Below are 16,218 nucleotides of genomic sequence, written 5' to 3' on the forward strand. Positions count from 1 at the left end.
CGATCCGGGGCGGCGCCGCACCCTTGAGCGCCGGCGGGAACGGGGCGCGCCGGCCGGTGCCGAAGTCGCGCCGGAGCGCGGCCTTCGACGCCGGCCCCGCGCGGCCGCGCTCAGAGCGTGAGGTTGGGGATGATCTGCTTCTTCCGGCTCATCACGCCCGGCAGCACGACGGTGTCGGCATCGCCGCAGACGGTTGCGAAGCTCTTTTCGGCCACCTGCCGCGTCAGGTCGTTGGGAACGAGCATCGTCGCCTCTTCACGCAGGATGTCGACGATGAAGAGCAGGACCTGGTCCACGCCGTCCTCGGCCGCGACCGCAGGCATCGCGGCCACGAGCCCGTCCTTGCGCGCCAGCACCGTCTCGGGCGAGGTCGTCTCGAGCACGCTGACGCGGAACGACTTGCCGCCGACCTCGTATTCCTTGCTGTCCATGCGCAGAAGCTCGGCGTCCGAGAAGGCCGAGACGTCGGACTTGGCGGCGAACATCTCGGCGGCGTAGCCGGGGATGGAGACGCCGAGGTCGGCGGCCAGTTCCTCGGCCAGCGCCTTGTCGGCCGGCGTCGTGGTGGGCGAGCGGAACTCGAGCGTGTCGGACAGGATGCACGACAGCATCGCGCCCTTGATCGCCTCGGGCATCCGGGCCGCCGCGTCGCCCATCAACTCGTGCATGAGGGTCGCGGTGCAGGCCAGCGGGCGCACCGTGATCTCGATCGGGCCGCGCGTCTCCAGCCCGCCGACCAGCTTGTGATGATCGATGATGGCGCGGATGTCGGCGTCGTTGATGGTATCGGGCAGTTCCGCGGGATTGTTGGTGTCCACGATGACGACCTTCTGGCCGGCCTCGAGGTCGCTGAGGATGCGCGGCTTGTCGAGGCCCCAGCGCTGCAGCATGAATGCGGCCTCGGAGCTGGGCTCGCCCAGCAGGACAGGCTCGGCCGGATGGCCTTCGATCTCGTTGAGATACCAGGCCCAGATGATGGGCGATCCGGTCGAATCGGTGTCGGGCGATTTGTGGCCGAAGACGAGCGTGGTCATTTGGGGCGTCTCTCAGGTGCTTGAAATTCGCGGCCCTCATAGCCGGGGCGCTCGAAGATGTCACGAGGCCGCGACCAGCCTCGCGGGGCGCGCGTTGCGCAGCCGCCGCCGGGGCATGCCGATCCGCCACGGCGAGGGATGGCTTCGCGGCCCGCACAGCCTGTAGCGATGGGCCGCGCCGGCCCGTTGCGCAAGGCGGTTACACCCCATGACCGCGCGCCTAGGACGGCCCGGTCCGATCCGTGGCAACTTTCGATTCACGACCCGTTGACAGCCCGTGAGGGGGTGCCTATTTCCGCATCGTTAGCACTCGGTCCACCTGAGTGCTAACGGGAGACAACCGAACCCGAGAGGAGAGTTCGAGAGATGGCATTCAAACCGCTTCATGACCGCGTTCTGGTCCGCCGTGTCGAATCCGACGAGAAGACCAAGGGCGGTCTGATCATCCCCGACAGCGCCAAGGAAAAGCCCGCCGAGGGCGAAGTCATCGCCTGCGGCGACGGCGCCCGCAAGGATTCCGGCGAGCTGATCGAGATGTCGGTCAAGCCGGGCGACCGCATCCTGTTCGGCAAGTGGTCGGGCACCGAGGTCACGATCGATGGCGAGGAGCTCCTGATCATGAAGGAGTCCGACATCCTCGGCGTGATGACCGACGCGAAGGCCGCCAAGGCCGCCTGATCCCAGATCAGGACGAACCCGGACAATTCAGGAATTTCAAGCAAGGGAGCTATCCAAGATGGCTGCTAAGGACGTCAAGTTCGACACCGATGCCCGCAACCGCATGCTCAGGGGCGTCAACATCCTCGCCGACGCGGTGAAGGTCACGCTCGGCCCCAAGGGCCGCAACGTCGTCATCGAGAAAAGCTTCGGCGCGCCCCGCATCACCAAGGACGGTGTGACGGTCGCCAAGGAGATCGAGCTCGAGGACAAGTTCGAGAACATGGGCGCGCAGATGGTCAAGGAAGTGGCCAGCCGCACCAATGACGAGGCCGGCGACGGCACCACCACCGCGACGGTTCTGGCCCAGGCCATCGTCCGCGAGGGCATGAAGTCGGTCGCGGCCGGCATGAACCCGATGGACCTCAAGCGCGGCATCGACCTTGCCGTGCACAAGGTCATCGACCACATCAAGTCCGCCGCCCGTGACGTCACCGACAGCGACGAAGTCGCGCAGGTCGGCACCGTCTCCGCGAACGGCGAGGCCGCCATCGGCCGCATGATCGCCGACGCGATGCAGAAGGTCGGCAACGACGGCGTCATCACCGTCGAGGAGAACAAGGGCCTCGAGACCGAGACCGAAGTCGTCGAGGGCATGCAGTTCGACCGCGGCTACCTCTCGCCCTACTTCGTCACCAACCCCGACAAGATGACCGCCGAGCTGGAAGACGTGCTGATCCTTCTCCACGAGAAGAAGCTGTCTTCGCTCCAGCCGATGGTTCCGCTTCTGGAGTCGGTGATCCAGTCGGGCAAGCCGCTTCTGATCATCTCCGAGGACGTCGAGGGCGAGGCCCTGGCCACGCTCGTCGTCAACAAGCTGCGCGGCGGCCTCAAGATCGCTGCCGTCAAGGCGCCCGGCTTCGGCGACCGCCGCAAGGCCATGCTGCAGGACATCGCGATCCTGACCGGCGGCCAGGTGATCTCGGAAGACCTCGGCATGAAGCTCGAGAACGTCACGATGGACATGCTCGGCAACGCCAAGAAGGTCGTCATCAAGAAGGATGACACGACCATCGTGGACGGCGCAGGCGAGAAGTCCGAGATCGAGGCGCGCGTCGCTCAGATCCGTCAGCAGATCGAAGAGACCACGTCGGACTACGACCGCGAGAAGCTGCAGGAACGTGTGGCCAAGCTCGCAGGCGGCGTCGCCGTCATCCGCGTCGGCGGCATGACCGAGGTCGAGGTGAAGGAGCGCAAGGACCGCGTCGATGACGCGCTCAACGCGACCCGCGCCGCGGTTCAGGAAGGCGTCGTGGTCGGCGGTGGCGTGGCGCTCGTGCAGGGTGCCAAGTCCCTCGAGGGCGTTTCGGGCGAGAACTCCGACCAGAACGCGGGCATCGCCATCGTGCGCCGCGCGCTGGAGGCTCCGCTGCGCCAGATCGCAGAGAACGCAGGCGTCGACGGTTCGGTCGTCGCAGGCAAGATCCGCGAATCGAGCGACCTGTCCTTCGGCTTCAACGCGCAGACCGAGGAATACGGCGACATGTTCAAGTTCGGCGTGATCGACCCCGCGAAGGTCGTCCGCACCGCGCTGGAAGACGCCGCATCGGTCGCTGGCCTGCTCATCACCACCGAGGCGATGGTTGCAGACCGTCCGAAGAAGGACGAAGGCGCCGGTGGCGGCATGCCCGACATGGGCGGCATGGGCGGCATGATGTAATTCGCCTTCCGCGAATTCGCCGCAAGGCAAAGGCAAGGGGGTCCTCGCGGGCCCCCTTGTCACGTTCGGGCCCCTCTTCTCGGCGCGGGAACATGCCGCTAGGCTGACGACGGGACCAGTGGGGACGGAGACACCATCATGAGCGACACACCCGTCGCCCTCGTCACGGGCGCGGCGCGTGGCATCGGGCTGGCCACGGCGAAACGCCTTGCCGCGGGGGGCTGGCGCGTCGCCATGCTGGACCGCGACGCCGAAGAGCTTGCCGCCGCGGACGCGCCGCCGGGGCCGGTCCTGCCGCTGCCCTTCGACGTCTCGATCCCCGATCAGGTCGAGCGCGCGGCGGCCGAGACCCTGCGGGAATTCGGCCGGATCGACGCGCTGGTGAACAACGCGGGCGTCGCGGATTTCGGGCCGATCGAGGAGACGAGCTTCGCGCGCTGGCGCAGGGTGATGGACACCAACCTCGACGGCGTCTTCCTGATGTCGCAGGCGTGCATCCCGGCGCTGAAGGACAGCCGCGGCGCGATCGTCAACATCGCCTCGATCTCCGGCCTGCGCGCCTCGACGCTGCGGGTGGCCTACGGCACGTCGAAGGCTGCCGTCATGCACCTGACGAAACAGCAGGCGGCGGAACTTGGGGAATACGGGATCCGCGCGAACTGCGTCTGTCCCGGTCCGGTGCGCACGAAGCTTGCGATGGCGGTGCACAGCCGGGCGATCATCGACGCCTACCACGACGCGATCCCGCTGAACCGCTACGGGTCGGAGGACGAGATCGCGAGCGTGATCGCCTTCCTCTGCTCGCCCGAGGCGTCCTATGTCACGGGCCAGGTGATCGCGTCGGATGGCGGTTTCGAAGCGACGGGGATCGGCTTGCCGGCCCTGCGCGACACTGTTTGAGGGGGCTTCGGCATGGAACGGATAGGCGTGGTGGGACTGGGTCGGATGGGCAGCGCGATGGCGCTGCGCTTCGCGGCGCAAGGCGCGCAGGTGACGGGATGGACGCGGTCGGGGCGCACGGTCGAGGGCGTCGCGTCCGCCCCGGACCTCGGGGCGCTCGTCGCCGCCTCCGATGCGCTCGTGTTGTCGCTTTATGACGATGCCGCCGTGGCCGAGGTGCTCGATGCGCTTCTCGGGCATGACCTGCCGGGAAAGCTGATCCTGGAGACAAGCACCGTGGTGCCGAAGATCCTTCAGGACCGGGAGGCTGCCCTCGCGGCGCGGGGTGCCGAACTCGCCGACGCGCCGGTCTCGGGCGGTCCCGAGATGGTCGAGGCGGGGACCTGCGGCGTCTTTCTCGGCGCGGCGCCCGACACGGCCGGGCGGGCCGCGGCCCTTCTGCGGCTGCTGACCCCGAGGGTGGCCCGTGTCGGGCCTCTCGGGGCTGGCATGGTCATGAAGACGATCAACAACTCGATGCTTCAGGCCTATGTCGCGGGCCTGCGCGAGATGCTTCCGCTGGCGCGGCGCGCGGGCATTCCGCTGGCCGATGTCCTCGGGATCCTGAACGCGGGGCCCGCGGGCCTTCCGATGATCCGCGACCGGATGGCCAAGATCTTGGGCGAGGACGAGACCGTGGGCTTCACGCTGGCAGGGATCGCCAAGGACAACGACGTGTTTCGCCGCGTGGTCGAGGCGCACGGGCTGACCGCCCCGGTGCTGGCGCAGGCAGGCAGGATCCAGCGCGCGGCGATCGAGAGCGGCCTCGGCGAAAGCGATCCCGCCGCCGCCATCGCCGCCGCCTACCACGACGGCTGACCCCTTGCCTCAGATCAACGCGGCGCGGGACGAATTGCGTCACGCTGCGGTCATCGCGTTCCGATCAAGGGAGATGACCCATGCGCCTTGTCCTGCCCCTTCTGACTGCGGTCTTCCTGGGCCTCGCGGCCCTGCCGGTGGCGGCGCAGGATGACGAGGCGGCCCGCCTCGAGTTCGGCGGCGACGCCTTCGCCGCCGGGGACGACCTAGAGCTCGACGGCGAGATCGCGCGCGACCTCTTCGCGGCTTCCGAGGACATCGCGCTGGTAGGCGAGGTCGGCGGCGCGGCGCATCTGGCGGCCCGGCGGCTCGACATCGGCGCGCCAACCGGCAGGCTTTACGGCTTCGCCTACGAGATCGACCTGTCGGCGGACGTGGCGGGGCCGGCCCTGCTTGCCGCCGCCGAGGCCGAGGTCGACGCCGCGATCGGCGGCAACCTGAGGCTTTTCGCGCGCGATGCCGACGTCTCGGGCAGCGTCGGCGGATCGGCAATGATCGCCGCCGAGGACCTGCGCCTCGACGCCGCGGTGGCCGGGGACCTCATGCTTGCCGTCGAAACGGTGGACTTCGGGCCCGGCGCGACGGTCGCCGGGCAGGTGATCCTTTATGTCGAGGATGGCGACACGGCGCCCGGGATCCCCGAGCGCGTCGCACCGGCCGACCGCGTGGAGGTGCGCGACATCGACGTGGACGACGCGATGCCGGGCGGCTTCGACGACATGCGCCGCACGGCCTGGAGGGCGGCGGTCACGGGCTTCTTCGTCAGCGTCCTGACAGTCGCCGCGCTGGCTGCGGCCGCCGTCGCAGTGGCCCCGGCGCATGTCGCGCAATGGCGCGAGCGGGCGTTGTCGCATCCCGGGCAAAGCTTCGGCGCGGGCTTCGTCCTCGTGTCGCTGATCTCGGGGGCGGGCTTCGTGCTGGCGTTGACGATCATCGGCATCCCTCTGTTCTTCGCGGCGCTCTTCATGGCGGGGCTCGTGGGGTTCGCGGGCTACGTCATGGGCAGCTACATCCTCGGGGTCGGCATCTGGCTGAGGCTGGGCAACGAGATGCCCCACACGGTGCTGCCCAGGGCGGGTCTCGCGCTGCTGGGCGCATTCGTCGCCGGCATCGTCACCCTGATCCCGTTTCTCGGCTGGCTCGCGGTCCTGGCCCTGTCGCTGACGGGGGCGGGCGCCGTGGCCATCGTCATCCGCGAGACGCGTCAGGCGCGGCAGGCCTGAGGGGGCGCTCGCGGGGCTTCCCCTCGGCCACGGTTCGGTCCATCAGGGGGCCATGACGCTTCCCGACGTGACATTCCTCGGCGCGCGCGTGCTGACGCCTGACGGTCTTGCGGACACGCCGCTTGCCCTGTCGCGCGGCCTGATCGCCGAGGCGCCGGCGGGCGTGAGCGTTGACGCCTCGGGCCACCTGATCCTGCCGGGCATCGTGGACATTCACGGCGACGGGTTCGAGCGTCACCTCGCGCCGCGACGCGGGGCGCTGGAAAGCCTGTCGGCGGGCCTTGCGAGCCTCGACGCCGAGCTTGCGGCGAACGGGATCACGACGGCCGTTCTCGCGCAGTTCTTCTCGTGGGAGGGCGGGATGCGCGGCCCGGACTTCGCCGAACGTCTCGCCGATGCGCTTGCGGGCACCCCCATGCGCGCCGACACGATGCTGCAGCTGCGCCTCGAGACCGGCATGATCGGCGATTTCGACCGCGCGCTGGCGCTGATCGGGCGGGCGCGCATCCCCTACGTCGTGCTGAACGATCATCTGCCGCACCGCGAACTGGCCGAGGGCCGCCGGCCGCCGCGCCTGTCGGGGCAGGCGCTCAAGGCGCAGCGTTCGCCCGAGGCGCACTGGAAGCTCCTGCAGGAGATGCACGACCGCCGCGACGAGGTGCCTGCGGCGCTCGCGCATTTCTGCGCCGTGGCCCGTCAGCACGGCGTCCTTATCGGAAGCCATGACGACCACACTGCCGAGGACCGCGCCCGCGCCCGCGCGCTTGGCGCGACACTGTCGGAATTCCCCGAGACGGCCGAGGCCGCGATGGCCGCACGGAAGGCGGGCGAGGGCGTGATCATGGGCGCGCCGAACCTCGTGCGCGGCGGCTCCCACGCGGGCAAGGTGGCCGCGGGCGATCTCGTGGCGGAGGGCATCGTCGACGCGCTCGCCTCGGACTACCACTATCCCGCACCGGCGCGGGCGGCGTTCCGCCTTGCCGCGGACGGCATGGACCTCGCGCGCGCCTGGGCGCTCGTGTCCTCGGGGCCCGCGCGGCTTCTGGGCCTGTCGGACAGGGGCCGTATCGTTCCCGGCCTCCGCGCCGACCTCGTGATCGTCGAGGAAGAGGGCCACCGGATCGCGGCCACCGTCGCGGGCGGCGAGGTGAGCTTTCTCGCCGGGCCGCTCGCCACCCGCTTTCTGCAGGCGGCGACATGAGGACCGCGGGGCTGACGGTTCTGGTAATGACGGCCTTCGCCGCAAATTCGGTCCTCAACCGCATGGCGGTCGGGCAGGGCCTGATCGGAGCCTTCGACTTCGCCCTCGTGCGCGCGGTGGCGGGCGCGCTGACGCTGAGCGCGCTGGTGGCCCTGCGCGGCCGCCGCCTGCCCTTCGGCTCGCTGCGGCGCATTCCGGGGGCGCTCGGCCTTGCGCTCTATCTCGTGGGCTTCTCCTTCGCCTATCTCGCGATCGACGCGGGCGTCGGCGCGCTTATCCTGTTCGGGGGCGTGCAGGTGACGATGTTCGCAGGCGCCGTCCTTTCGCGCGAGGCGCTGCCGGCCCGCCGATGGATCGGGGCGGCGCTGGCGCTCGCGGGGCTTGCGTGGCTGGTGTGGCCCTCGGGGGAGGTCGCGCTTCCGCCCGCCGCGTCGGCCGCGATGCTGGCCGCGGCGCTGGGCTGGGGCGTCTATTCGCTGGTCGGCAGGCGCGCCACCGATCCGCTGGCCGAGACGGCCGCGAACTTCGTGCTGGCCGCGCCGCTCTGCGCTCTCGTGCTCGTGGCGCTTCCGGGGGGGCTGACGGAGGCCGCGGCGCCGGGCCTCGCGCTTGCGGTCCTGTCGGGGGCGATCACCTCGGGTCTGGGCTACGCGCTGTGGTATGCCGTCCTGCCGCGCCTCGATGCCTCGGTCTCGGGCCTCGTGCAGCTTTCCGTGCCCATCATCGCGACGCTCGGCGGCGTCGCGATCCTGGGCGAGGCGCTGACCCCGAGGATGCTGGGCGCGGGCCTTCTGACGCTGGGCGGCATCGCCTACGGCCTCGGCGCCTTTCAGCGCACGAGGGGCTCCAGCGGGTCATAGAGGATGCCCGTTCCCCACGCCGCGTCCGGCAGGCTGTCGGGCTTGTAGCGGAGCGCGGCCATGTCCTGCCGGCTGGCGAGGACGCGGCGGTTCACGATGCCCTCGGGATCGCGCCACGGCGCGAAGGGATCGCCCGCCACGAGCGTGACCCGGAAATAGACATCGACCTGGTGAAACGCGCGTCCGGGCGCGTGGAACTCGTTGATCAGGCACGGCTCGTCCACCGCGACGGTCAGGCCGGTCTCTTCGTGGAACTCGCGCATCAGGTTCTCGGGGAGGCTTGCATGGGGCTCCACGCCTCCGCCGGGGGCGCACAGAAGGTCGCTCGCGTCGCCTGCGTAGGCGTTCACCAGCAGAAGCCGGTCGTCGATCAGAAGGAGGCCGCGGACGGCCACTCGGGGGATGGTGCGGGGCCGCGCCCCGGTCGTGTCGCTCATGCCGCCAGAGTGTCCTGACGCAGCGGCATGGGCAAGTTGCATGGGCAAGCACCCTCGCGGGAGGGCGCGCGATGCCCTATCTGTGAGCCATGCCCCGTCTTGCCCACGCCCTTCTCATCTTCGTCCTCGCGTCGCATCCGGCCGCCGCGCAGGAGGTGCGCGTCCCGGCGCATGACAGGGGCTGCGTCATCCTCCTGCATGGCCTCGCGCGCACGCAGGTCTCGCTTCTGGTCATGGAGGAGGCGCTGGAGGCCGACGGCTACCGCGTCGTCAACCAGGGATACCCCTCGACGCGCGCCTCGATCGCCGAGCTCGCGCCGCGGACCATCCTGCCCGCACTTGCCCGATGCGGCGCGGAGCCGGTGCATTTCGTCACCCATTCGATGGGCGGCATCCTGCTGCGCTACTGGCTGGCCACGCACAGGCCGGAACGGCTGGGCCGGGTGGTGATGCTTGCGCCGCCCAACGGCGGCACGGAACTGGTCGATGTCCTCGGCCCGCTCGAGCCGTTCGAATGGATGAACGGTCCCGCCGGGCAGGAGCTGGGCACCGGGCCCGAGGATCTTCCCAACCGACTTCCGCCCGTCGATTTCGAGCTTGGCGTGATCGCCGGCGACCGGACGCTGAACCCGATCTACTCCGCGCTGATTCCCGGCCCCGATGACGGCAAGGTCGCGGTCGGGCGCACGATGGTGGACGGGATGAGCGATTTCCTGATCCTGCCCGTCACCCATACCTTCATGATGAACAACCCCGTCGTCATCGCGGAGGTCAGGCGCTTCCTCGAGACCGGCGCCTTTGATCACGACATGGAGTTCATGGACGCCGTCGGCACCCTGATCGAGTGACGGCCCTCGGCCCTCAGCCTGCAGGCCCGGTGACGCGATTGACGTGGCCCATCTTGCGGCCTGCCCGCGTCTCGGACTTGCCGTAGAGGTGGATCTGCACGCCGCGTTCGGCGGCCATCGCAGGCGCGCGCGAGACGTCCTCGCCGATCAGGTTCTCCATAACGACGTCGGCATGGCGCGACCCGTCGCCAAGCGGCCAGCCGGTGACGGCGCGGATGTGCTGCTCGAACTGGTCGACGGCGCATCCCGCCTGCGTCCAGTGGCCGGAATTGTGCACCCGCGGCGCGATCTCGTTGACCACGAGCCCGCCGCGCGTCACGAACAGCTCGACCCCCAGAACGCCGACGTAGTCGAGCGCGTTGAGGATGCGCGAGGCCAGCAGCACCGCGTCGGTGCGCAGGCCGGCTGGGATCGCGGCGGGCACCGTGGTCGTCGACAGGATGCCGTCGACATGCACGTTCTCGCCGGGGTCGTAGGCCGCGACCGATCCGTCCAGGCCGCGCGCGGCGATCACGCTGATCTCGCGGGCGAAGTCCACGAAGCCCTCGGCGATGGCCGGCGCCCCCGCAAGGCTTTCCAGCGCGGTCCCGGCCTCGGCCACGGACATCGCCCGCGCCTGCCCCTTGCCGTCATAGCCGAAGCGGCGGGTCTTCAGGACCGCGGGCACGCCCGTCCGTTCCAGCGCGGCCTCGAGGCCGTCGGGGCCGTCGATCGCCGCGAAGGGCGCGACCGAAAGGCCGAGGGAGGAAATGAATTCCTTTTCCGTCAGCCTGTCCTGGCTTGTCTCCAGGGCGCGGCGATCGGGATAAAGGGGCGTCGTTTCCGACAGGATGTCGAGCGCTGCGGCGGGGATGTTCTCGAACTCGAAGGTGATCACGTCGCAGGCCTCGGCGAAGGCGCGGAGCGCGGCGGCATCCTCGTAGCTCGCCTGCGTCCATGCTGCGGCGACGTCGGCGGCAGGCGCGGCGCCGGGCTCGAAGATGTGCGCGCGGTAGCCGAGCCTGGCCGCGGCCATCGCCAGCATACGGCCCAGCTGTCCGCCGCCCAGAATGCCGACGACGGAGCCCTGCGGAAGCGGCTCAGTCATCCGACGGAACCTCGGGAATGGACGCTGACAGCGCCGCGCGCCACGCGTCGAGCCGTGCGGCCAGCGCCTCGTCCGAGGTCGCGAGGATCGCGGCGGCCATGAGGCCCGCGTTCGCCGCCCCCGCCGCGCCGATCGCCATGGTCGCCACCGGGTAGCCGCGCGGCATCTGGACGATGGAATAGAGGGAATCGACCCCGGACAGCGCCTTGGTCTGCACCGGCACGCCGATCACCGGCACCCGCGTCTTGGAGGCCATCATGCCGGGCAGGTGCGCCGCGCCCCCCGCGCCCGCGATGATCGCCTTCAGCCCCCGGCCGGCCGCGGACACCCCGTAGTCCCACAGCCGGTCGGGCGTGCGGTGGGCCGAGACGATGCGCGCCTCGTAGGCCACGCCCAGCTCGTCGAGGACCGCCGCCGCTTCGCGCAGCGTGGGCCAGTCCGACTGGCTGCCCATGATGATGCCGACCGCTGGTTCAGCCATCGCCCCGTTCCCTTTCGCGTCAGTCTCGGATGTCCCCCGGAACGCCGCACTATAACGGCGGGCGAGGCGCGCGCAACGCGTCCGCGACACGGATTCAGCCACGGCCCGCGCCGCCGCTGGTGTCAGGCGATGATGTCGGGCGTCAGTTCGTCCTCGATGCGCGAGATGGCGTCCTTCAGGCCGAGCTTCTGCTTCTTGAGCCGCCGCAGGGTCAGCTGGTCGGGGTTGAGCGAGTGCTGCAGGGCCGCGATGGCCTCGTCGAGGTCGCGATGCTCGCGGCGCAGCACCTCGAGCTTCACGCGGAGGACGTCCTCGTGGTTCATCTCGCTCGGTGCGTTCATCGTGCCGGTCCCCAGATCCCGCATGATCTCCGTTCGGTCGTGCGGAGTGCGAGAATACACCCAAAGATGAGGCGCTCCAAGCCTTTGCGCGGCGCGCGCGGCCTGTCTTGCACTGCCGCGCAGCCCTCCCCATATTTGGTGTCGATGGACCCGCGCCGCCGCTACCGGGACGACGGGGCCTCCTGCAGATCGCTTCTTGAAGGATGTGCCTGATGACGAAACTGACACTTGGATCGCACCCGTTCCTTTTGGGGTTCGATCAGCTCGAGCGCCTCGTCGAGCGCACGGCGAAAACTGGCAACGACGGCTATCCGCCCTACAACATCGAACGCAAGGGCGAGAACGCCTACCGCATCACGCTGGCCGTGGCCGGCTTCGCCGAGGACGATCTCTCGATCACGGTCGAGGACAGGCAGCTCGTGGTGCGCGGCAAGCAGGCCGAGGACGGTCATGACCGCGTCTTCCTGCACCGCGGGATCGCGGCGCGGCAGTTCCAGCGCAGCTTCGTCCTCGCCGAGGGCGTGGAGGTGGCCGGCGCCGCGATGGAACATGGCCTTCTGCACATCGACCTGAACAGGGCGGTCCCGGAAAAGGTCGTCCAGTCGATACGGATCTCGAATGGAGGTGGTCGCAAATGAACGAACGCAACGCAGCAGCCGACGTGGCCGGACGGCCGATCGTCTACATCCGTCAGATCGCGGTCGCCGATCTGCCCGAGGACGTGCGCGAACAGGCAGGCGACCTCGATACCGTCTACGCCATCGGCTCCGAAACGGGCGAGCAGCTCGCCCTCGTTCGCGACCGCAAGCTCGCCTTCGTGGTGGCGCGGCAGAACGACATGGAACCCGTCAGCGTCCACTGAGGCCGCGGACGGGCAACGCCCGATACCGGGCAGGGGCGCCTTCGGGCGCCCTGTTTCATGGGGCGCGACGCCCCGCGGGCCGTCTGGGGAGTTGCCGCACGGTGCCCGGCTCGGCGCGGCTTCCGCTGGCCCTCAGTTCCCGGTGTCGTCCCGCCAGCGATTCACGATGGGATAGCGCCGGTCGAGCCAGAACGCGCGCTCGGTCAGGCGAGTGCCCGGCGCGGCCTGGAAACGCTTGTATTCGCTGATGTAGATCAGGCTTTCGATCTTCTTGACCGTCTCGCGGTCGTAGCCCTGCGCCACCACGTCGGCGACCGAGGCCTCCTTGTCGATCAGCATCTCCAGCATCACGTCGAGATCGGCGTAGGGCGGCAGGCTGTCCTCGTCCTTCTGGTCCTCGCGCAACTCGGCGGTCGGCGGCTTGTCGATGACCCGAGGCGGGATGACTTCGCCCTCGGGGCCCTTCATCCACGGGCGGTGGTTGGCGTTGCGCCAGCGGCAGGTCTCGAAGACGCGGGTCTTGTAGAGGTCCTTCAGCGGATTGTAGCCGCCCGCCATGTCGCCGTAGATCGTGGCGTAGCCGACGGCGACCTCGGACTTGTTGCCCGTGGTCAGCAGCATCTCGCCGAACTTGTTGGACAGGGCCATCAGCATCACGCCGCGCAGGCGCGACTGGATGTTCTCTTCGGCGATGCCGGGCTCGAGACCCGCGAACAGGTCCGACAGCGCGCCCGTCACCGCCTCGTGCGCGCCGCCGATCGGGACTGTGTCGAGCCTGCAGCCGAGGGCCGCCGCCACGTCGCGGGCGTCCTTTAGCGAGGCCTCCGACGTGTAGCGCGACGGCAGCATGACGCAACGCACGTTCCCGGGCCCCAGCGCATCGCTCGCGATGGCCGCGACCAGCGCGCTGTCCACGCCGCCCGAAAGCCCGAGCACCGCCTTCGAGAACCCCGCCTTGCGCATGTAGTCGCCCAGCGAAACGACCATCGTTCGATAATCCGCCTCCCATGTGTCGGGAAGCGTCGCCTTCTCGCCGGGAAGCGCCGTCCAGCCGTCGGCGTCGTCCTTCTCGAAGTCCACATGGACGAGCGCGGGCTCGAAAGCGGGTAGCTGGTGGGTCAGAACCCCGTGCGGGTTCAGCACGAAGCTTGCGCCGTCGAAGACCTGGTCGTCCTGTCCGCCCAGCAGGTTGAGGTAGACGAGCGGCAGGCCCGTCTCGATCACGCGGGCCACCATCTGGGACTGCCGGATGTTCATCTTGCCCCTGTGGTAGGGCGAGCCGTTTGGCACCAGAAGGATCTCGGCTCCCGTTTCCTCCAGCGTTTCTGTCACGTCCTCGAACCAGGCGTCCTCGCAGATCGGAATGCCGATACGCAGCGGCCCCACCCGAACCGGCCCCGCCGGGTCGCCCGCGTGGTAATAGCGCTTTTCGTCGAAGACGTTGTAGTTCGGCAGGTGGTGCTTCAGCACGGTCGCCGAGATCGCGCCCCCCTGAAGGACGTAGTAGGCGTTGAACGGCTTGGCCCCGCCCGGAAGCGGGCTGCCGATCCCGATGGCCGGCCCGTCGGCGCAGGCGGCGGCCAGTTCGCCCATCACACGGTGCACGTCCATCGCGAAGGCCGGCTTCTTAACCAGGTCCTGCAGCTGGTAGCCGGTCAGGAACATCTCGGGGAACGCGATCACGTCCGCGCCCGCGGCCTTCGCCTCGGCCCATGCGGCGCGCGCCATCTCCGCGTTTCCCGCAAGGTCCCCCACCGTCGGGTTCAATTGCGCAAGGCTCAGTCGGAAGCGCTCGGTCATCGGTCTCGGACCCCGTCAGTCAGCAACTCGGCCAGCGGTCCGGGCGTCGGCCCGGATCCATTCCGCCCCCCACATAGCAGACCACCCGGCGGGGCCAAGCCGTCGCAAGGCCCGCGGACCGAAAGGCGTTGCAGAGACCCTGTGCCTCCAATAGCTTCATGCACGCCGAGCGCGCCTGCTCGACAGGACCGGCTCCGAGGACATGGGAGGGGCAAGACCCGTGCGAAAGACGAACCTGGGCGTCGCGATTGCCAGCGGCCTGGCGCTGATGGCGTCGGGCGCGGCCATGGCGCAGGACGATGCCGGCGGCGACACCCGCACGGATATCGTCCAGTACGACAACGGCGGGATCTACGAGGGCGAGTTCCGTGGCGGCGTGCAGCACGGCACTGGCACCTACCGCCTTCCCAATGGCTATGAATATGCCGGCGAATGGGTGGACGGAGAGATCCGCGGCCAGGGCGTCGCGCGCTTCCCCGACGGGTCGGTCTACGAGGGCGAGTTCGCCGCGGGCCGCCCGCAGGGCATGGGGTCGATCACCTTCGCCGACGGTTCCACCTACGACGGCGAATGGAACGAGGGCCGCATCGAGGGCGCAGGCACAGCCGTCTATGCCAACGGCGTGAGCTACACGGGCGAGTTCCGCAACGCGCTCCATCATGGCGAGGGCGTCATGACCGGGCCCAACGGCTACCGCTACGAGGGCCAGTGGCAGGACGGCCTGAAGCAGGGTACGGGCACCATCACCTATCCCGACGGGTCGGTCTACTCGGGCCAGTTCGACGACGGCCAGCGCGAGGGCACGGGCCGCCTGCAGATGGCCGACGGCGTGGTCTACGAGGGTGAGTGGATCGACGGCCAGATCAACGGCCAGGGCACGCTGACGCAGCCCAACGGCGACGTCTACACGGGAACGCTGGTCGATGGCCGCCGCGAGGGCGAGGGGCGCGTCGTCTATGCCAACGGCGACGTCTACGAAGGCACGTTCGAGAACGACCGCCGCAGCGGGCAGGGCACCTTCATCGGCGTGGACGGCTACGTCTACGTGGGCGAATGGCGGCAGGGCCGCATCGAGGGGCAGGGCGAAGTCACCTATCCCGACGGGTCGGTCTATGTCGGAAGCTTCCGCAACGACCTCGCGCATGGCTCAGGCACGATCACGTACCCGGACGGATCCTCCTACGAGGGCGGTTGGGTGGACGGCGTGATCCAGGGGACGGGCGTCGCCCGATACGCCAACGGCCTCGTCTACGAGGGCCAGTTCCTCAACGCCCGCCAGCACGGGCAGGGCGTGATGAGCCACCCCGACGGCTACCGCTACGAGGGCCAGTGGGAAGACGGCCTGCGCCACGGTGAGGGCGTCGCGACCTACGCCGACGGCACCGTCTACGACGGCCAGTTCGTCGCGGGCCAGCGGGAGGGACAGGGCACGCTGACCATGCCCGATGGCTTCACCTATGCCGGCGAATGGGACGACGGCGAGATCAACGGCACGGGCATCGCGACCTATTCCAACGGCGACGTCTACGAAGGCATGTTCGTCAATGGACGCCGGCAGGGCGAGGGCGTCATGCGCTACGCCTCGGGCGAGGTTCTCGACACCGAATGGGAGGCGGGGCTTCCCGCCGAGGACGCGGCGGACGCCCCGACCCCCGCCGCGCAGCCCGACACGTCCGAGACGCCGCCGGGCGCGGACTCAGCGGCGGGCGAGGCCACCGACGGCTGACCCCCGGCGCCGTGCGCTGGCAGGACGGCGCGCGACGTCCGAGGACCGCTTGACGCGCCTGGGGCCGCGTCCCTGTGCCGACTGCCATCTGCCGCGAGCCCGCGAGGCCTTGTCCGCGCGTCAGGCGCGAATTGGCCGGGACAGCCGAAATCGCATGAAACAGGGGCGCCGGATCTCTCCGGC

At 69.5% G+C, this 16,218-nt stretch carries 17 protein-coding genes; 11 read left to right on the forward strand and 6 right to left on the reverse strand.

Going from position 1 to position 16,218, the window contains the following annotated elements; genetic code table 11:
• Positions 1–110 precede the first annotated feature (110 nt).
• Entirely contained in the window at positions 111–1,034 is a 924-nt protein-coding gene (locus P6F26_RS07615; RefSeq protein WP_278028065.1) for a manganese-dependent inorganic pyrophosphatase, read from the reverse strand.
• A gap of 366 nt (positions 1,035–1,400) precedes the next feature.
• Here P6F26_RS07615 and P6F26_RS07620 point away from each other — a divergent pair, with 366 nt between their 5' ends.
• From P6F26_RS07620 to P6F26_RS07650, 7 genes are all read left to right on the forward strand, one after another.
• Positions 1,401–1,712, forward strand: coding sequence for a co-chaperone GroES (locus P6F26_RS07620; protein ID WP_278028066.1), 312 nt, complete (start codon positions 1,401–1,403; stop codon positions 1,710–1,712).
• 58 nt (positions 1,713–1,770) lie between these two features.
• Positions 1,771–3,411: a chaperonin GroEL gene (gene groL, locus P6F26_RS07625; RefSeq protein WP_278028067.1), complete on the forward strand. Its 1,641-nt coding sequence runs from the start codon at positions 1,771–1,773 to the stop codon at positions 3,409–3,411.
• A gap of 138 nt (positions 3,412–3,549) precedes the next feature.
• The gene (locus tag P6F26_RS07630; RefSeq protein ID WP_278028068.1) at positions 3,550–4,311 is read left to right on the forward strand and encodes an SDR family NAD(P)-dependent oxidoreductase; all 762 of its coding nucleotides are present in this window, start codon (positions 3,550–3,552) and stop codon (positions 4,309–4,311) included.
• Positions 4,312–4,323: 12 nt separating this feature from the next.
• Positions 4,324–5,169, forward strand: coding sequence for an NAD(P)-dependent oxidoreductase (locus P6F26_RS07635; RefSeq protein ID WP_278028069.1), 846 nt, complete (start codon positions 4,324–4,326; stop codon positions 5,167–5,169).
• Between the two features lie 80 nt (positions 5,170–5,249).
• Positions 5,250–6,392, forward strand: coding sequence for a DUF8173 domain-containing protein (locus tag P6F26_RS07640; RefSeq protein WP_278028070.1), 1,143 nt, complete (start codon positions 5,250–5,252; stop codon positions 6,390–6,392).
• A 52-nt stretch (positions 6,393–6,444) separates the two neighbouring features.
• Positions 6,445–7,593 (forward strand): alpha-D-ribose 1-methylphosphonate 5-triphosphate diphosphatase, encoded by a 1,149-nt coding sequence (locus P6F26_RS07645; protein WP_278028071.1) that lies wholly within the window; start codon positions 6,445–6,447, stop codon positions 7,591–7,593.
• Positions 7,590–8,453: a DMT family transporter gene (locus tag P6F26_RS07650; RefSeq protein WP_278028072.1), complete on the forward strand. Its 864-nt coding sequence runs from the start codon at positions 7,590–7,592 to the stop codon at positions 8,451–8,453. Before P6F26_RS07645 ends, P6F26_RS07650 begins: the two co-directional genes overlap by 4 nt.
• On the opposite strand, the gene P6F26_RS07655 is transcribed toward P6F26_RS07650, so the two are convergent.
• Positions 8,423–8,890 (reverse strand): NUDIX domain-containing protein, encoded by a 468-nt coding sequence (locus tag P6F26_RS07655; protein WP_278028073.1) that lies wholly within the window; start codon positions 8,888–8,890, stop codon positions 8,423–8,425. The genes P6F26_RS07650 and P6F26_RS07655 overlap by 31 nt on opposite strands.
• Before the next feature lie 89 nt (positions 8,891–8,979).
• Between P6F26_RS07655 and P6F26_RS07660 the strand changes: the two genes are divergently transcribed.
• Positions 8,980–9,738 carry an alpha/beta hydrolase gene (locus P6F26_RS07660; RefSeq protein ID WP_278028074.1) on the forward strand — a complete coding sequence of 253 codons (759 nt, stop codon included), beginning with the start codon at positions 8,980–8,982 and terminating at the stop codon, positions 9,736–9,738.
• Between the two features lie 13 nt (positions 9,739–9,751).
• Here the strand turns inward: P6F26_RS07660 and P6F26_RS07665 are convergent, their stop codons facing one another.
• The 3 genes from P6F26_RS07665 to P6F26_RS07675 all read right to left on the reverse strand — a co-directional run bounded on the left by P6F26_RS07665 (position 9,752) and on the right by P6F26_RS07675 (position 11,647).
• Entirely contained in the window at positions 9,752–10,825 is a 1,074-nt protein-coding gene (locus P6F26_RS07665; protein WP_278028075.1) for a 5-(carboxyamino)imidazole ribonucleotide synthase, read from the reverse strand.
• A complete protein-coding gene (gene purE / locus P6F26_RS07670; RefSeq protein WP_278028076.1) occupies positions 10,818–11,306 on the reverse strand; it encodes a 5-(carboxyamino)imidazole ribonucleotide mutase in 489 nt (162 codons plus the stop codon). Before purE ends, P6F26_RS07665 begins: the two co-directional genes overlap by 8 nt.
• A 122-nt stretch (positions 11,307–11,428) precedes the next feature.
• Positions 11,429–11,647 (reverse strand): YdcH family protein, encoded by a 219-nt coding sequence (locus P6F26_RS07675; protein WP_278028107.1) that lies wholly within the window; start codon positions 11,645–11,647, stop codon positions 11,429–11,431.
• A gap of 212 nt (positions 11,648–11,859) precedes the next feature.
• Here P6F26_RS07675 and P6F26_RS07680 point away from each other — a divergent pair, with 212 nt between their 5' ends.
• On the forward strand, positions 11,860–12,285 hold the full coding sequence (locus P6F26_RS07680) for an Hsp20 family protein (RefSeq protein ID WP_278028077.1): 426 nt from the start codon (positions 11,860–11,862) through the stop codon (positions 12,283–12,285).
• Positions 12,282–12,509, forward strand: coding sequence for a DUF1150 family protein (locus tag P6F26_RS07685; protein WP_278028078.1), 228 nt, complete (start codon positions 12,282–12,284; stop codon positions 12,507–12,509). Before P6F26_RS07680 ends, P6F26_RS07685 begins: the two co-directional genes overlap by 4 nt.
• Before the next feature lie 132 nt (positions 12,510–12,641).
• Here P6F26_RS07685 and P6F26_RS07690 read toward each other — a convergent pair whose 3' ends face one another.
• Positions 12,642–14,309: an NAD+ synthase gene (locus P6F26_RS07690; protein WP_278028079.1), complete on the reverse strand. Its 1,668-nt coding sequence runs from the start codon at positions 14,307–14,309 to the stop codon at positions 12,642–12,644.
• Positions 14,310–14,595: 286 nt separating this feature from the next.
• Here P6F26_RS07690 and P6F26_RS07695 point away from each other — a divergent pair, with 286 nt between their 5' ends.
• A complete protein-coding gene (locus P6F26_RS07695; RefSeq protein ID WP_430736730.1) occupies positions 14,596–16,035 on the forward strand; it encodes an MORN repeat-containing protein in 1,440 nt (479 codons plus the stop codon).
• The last annotated feature ends 183 nt before the right edge of the window (positions 16,036–16,218 follow it).

Source organism: Roseicyclus salinarum (genome assembly GCF_029624655.1).
In the GTDB taxonomy this organism is placed as follows: Bacteria; Pseudomonadota; Alphaproteobacteria; order Rhodobacterales; family Rhodobacteraceae; genus Roseibacterium; species Roseibacterium salinarum.

Excerpts from the sequence above, each read along its gene's own strand:
- P6F26_RS07630 (WP_278028068.1), top strand. The coding sequence starts at position 3,550 with ATGAGCGACACACCCGTCGCCCTCGTCACGGGCGCGGCGCGTGGCATC.
- P6F26_RS07685 (WP_278028078.1), top strand. The coding sequence starts at position 12,282 with ATGAACGAACGCAACGCAGCAGCCGACGTGGCCGGACGGCCGATCGTC.
- P6F26_RS07615 (WP_278028065.1), bottom strand. The coding sequence starts at position 1,034 with ATGACCACGCTCGTCTTCGGCCACAAATCGCCCGACACCGATTCGACC.
- P6F26_RS07675 (WP_278028107.1), bottom strand. The coding sequence starts at position 11,647 with ATGAACGCACCGAGCGAGATGAACCACGAGGACGTCCTCCGCGTGAAG.
- P6F26_RS07650 (WP_278028072.1), top strand. The coding sequence starts at position 7,590 with ATGAGGACCGCGGGGCTGACGGTTCTGGTAATGACGGCCTTCGCCGCA.
- P6F26_RS07695 (WP_430736730.1), top strand. The coding sequence starts at position 14,596 with ATGGCGCAGGACGATGCCGGCGGCGACACCCGCACGGATATCGTCCAG.
- P6F26_RS07645 (WP_278028071.1), top strand. The coding sequence starts at position 6,445 with ATGACGCTTCCCGACGTGACATTCCTCGGCGCGCGCGTGCTGACGCCT.
- P6F26_RS07660 (WP_278028074.1), top strand. The coding sequence starts at position 8,980 with ATGCCCCGTCTTGCCCACGCCCTTCTCATCTTCGTCCTCGCGTCGCAT.
- groL (WP_278028067.1), top strand. The coding sequence starts at position 1,771 with ATGGCTGCTAAGGACGTCAAGTTCGACACCGATGCCCGCAACCGCATG.
- P6F26_RS07620 (WP_278028066.1), top strand. The coding sequence starts at position 1,401 with ATGGCATTCAAACCGCTTCATGACCGCGTTCTGGTCCGCCGTGTCGAA.
- purE (WP_278028076.1), bottom strand. The coding sequence starts at position 11,306 with ATGGCTGAACCAGCGGTCGGCATCATCATGGGCAGCCAGTCGGACTGG.
- P6F26_RS07665 (WP_278028075.1), bottom strand. The coding sequence starts at position 10,825 with ATGACTGAGCCGCTTCCGCAGGGCTCCGTCGTCGGCATTCTGGGCGGC.
- P6F26_RS07640 (WP_278028070.1), top strand. The coding sequence starts at position 5,250 with ATGCGCCTTGTCCTGCCCCTTCTGACTGCGGTCTTCCTGGGCCTCGCG.
- P6F26_RS07635 (WP_278028069.1), top strand. The coding sequence starts at position 4,324 with ATGGAACGGATAGGCGTGGTGGGACTGGGTCGGATGGGCAGCGCGATG.
- P6F26_RS07690 (WP_278028079.1), bottom strand. The coding sequence starts at position 14,309 with ATGACCGAGCGCTTCCGACTGAGCCTTGCGCAATTGAACCCGACGGTG.
- P6F26_RS07655 (WP_278028073.1), bottom strand. The coding sequence starts at position 8,890 with ATGAGCGACACGACCGGGGCGCGGCCCCGCACCATCCCCCGAGTGGCC.
- P6F26_RS07680 (WP_278028077.1), top strand. The coding sequence starts at position 11,860 with ATGACGAAACTGACACTTGGATCGCACCCGTTCCTTTTGGGGTTCGAT.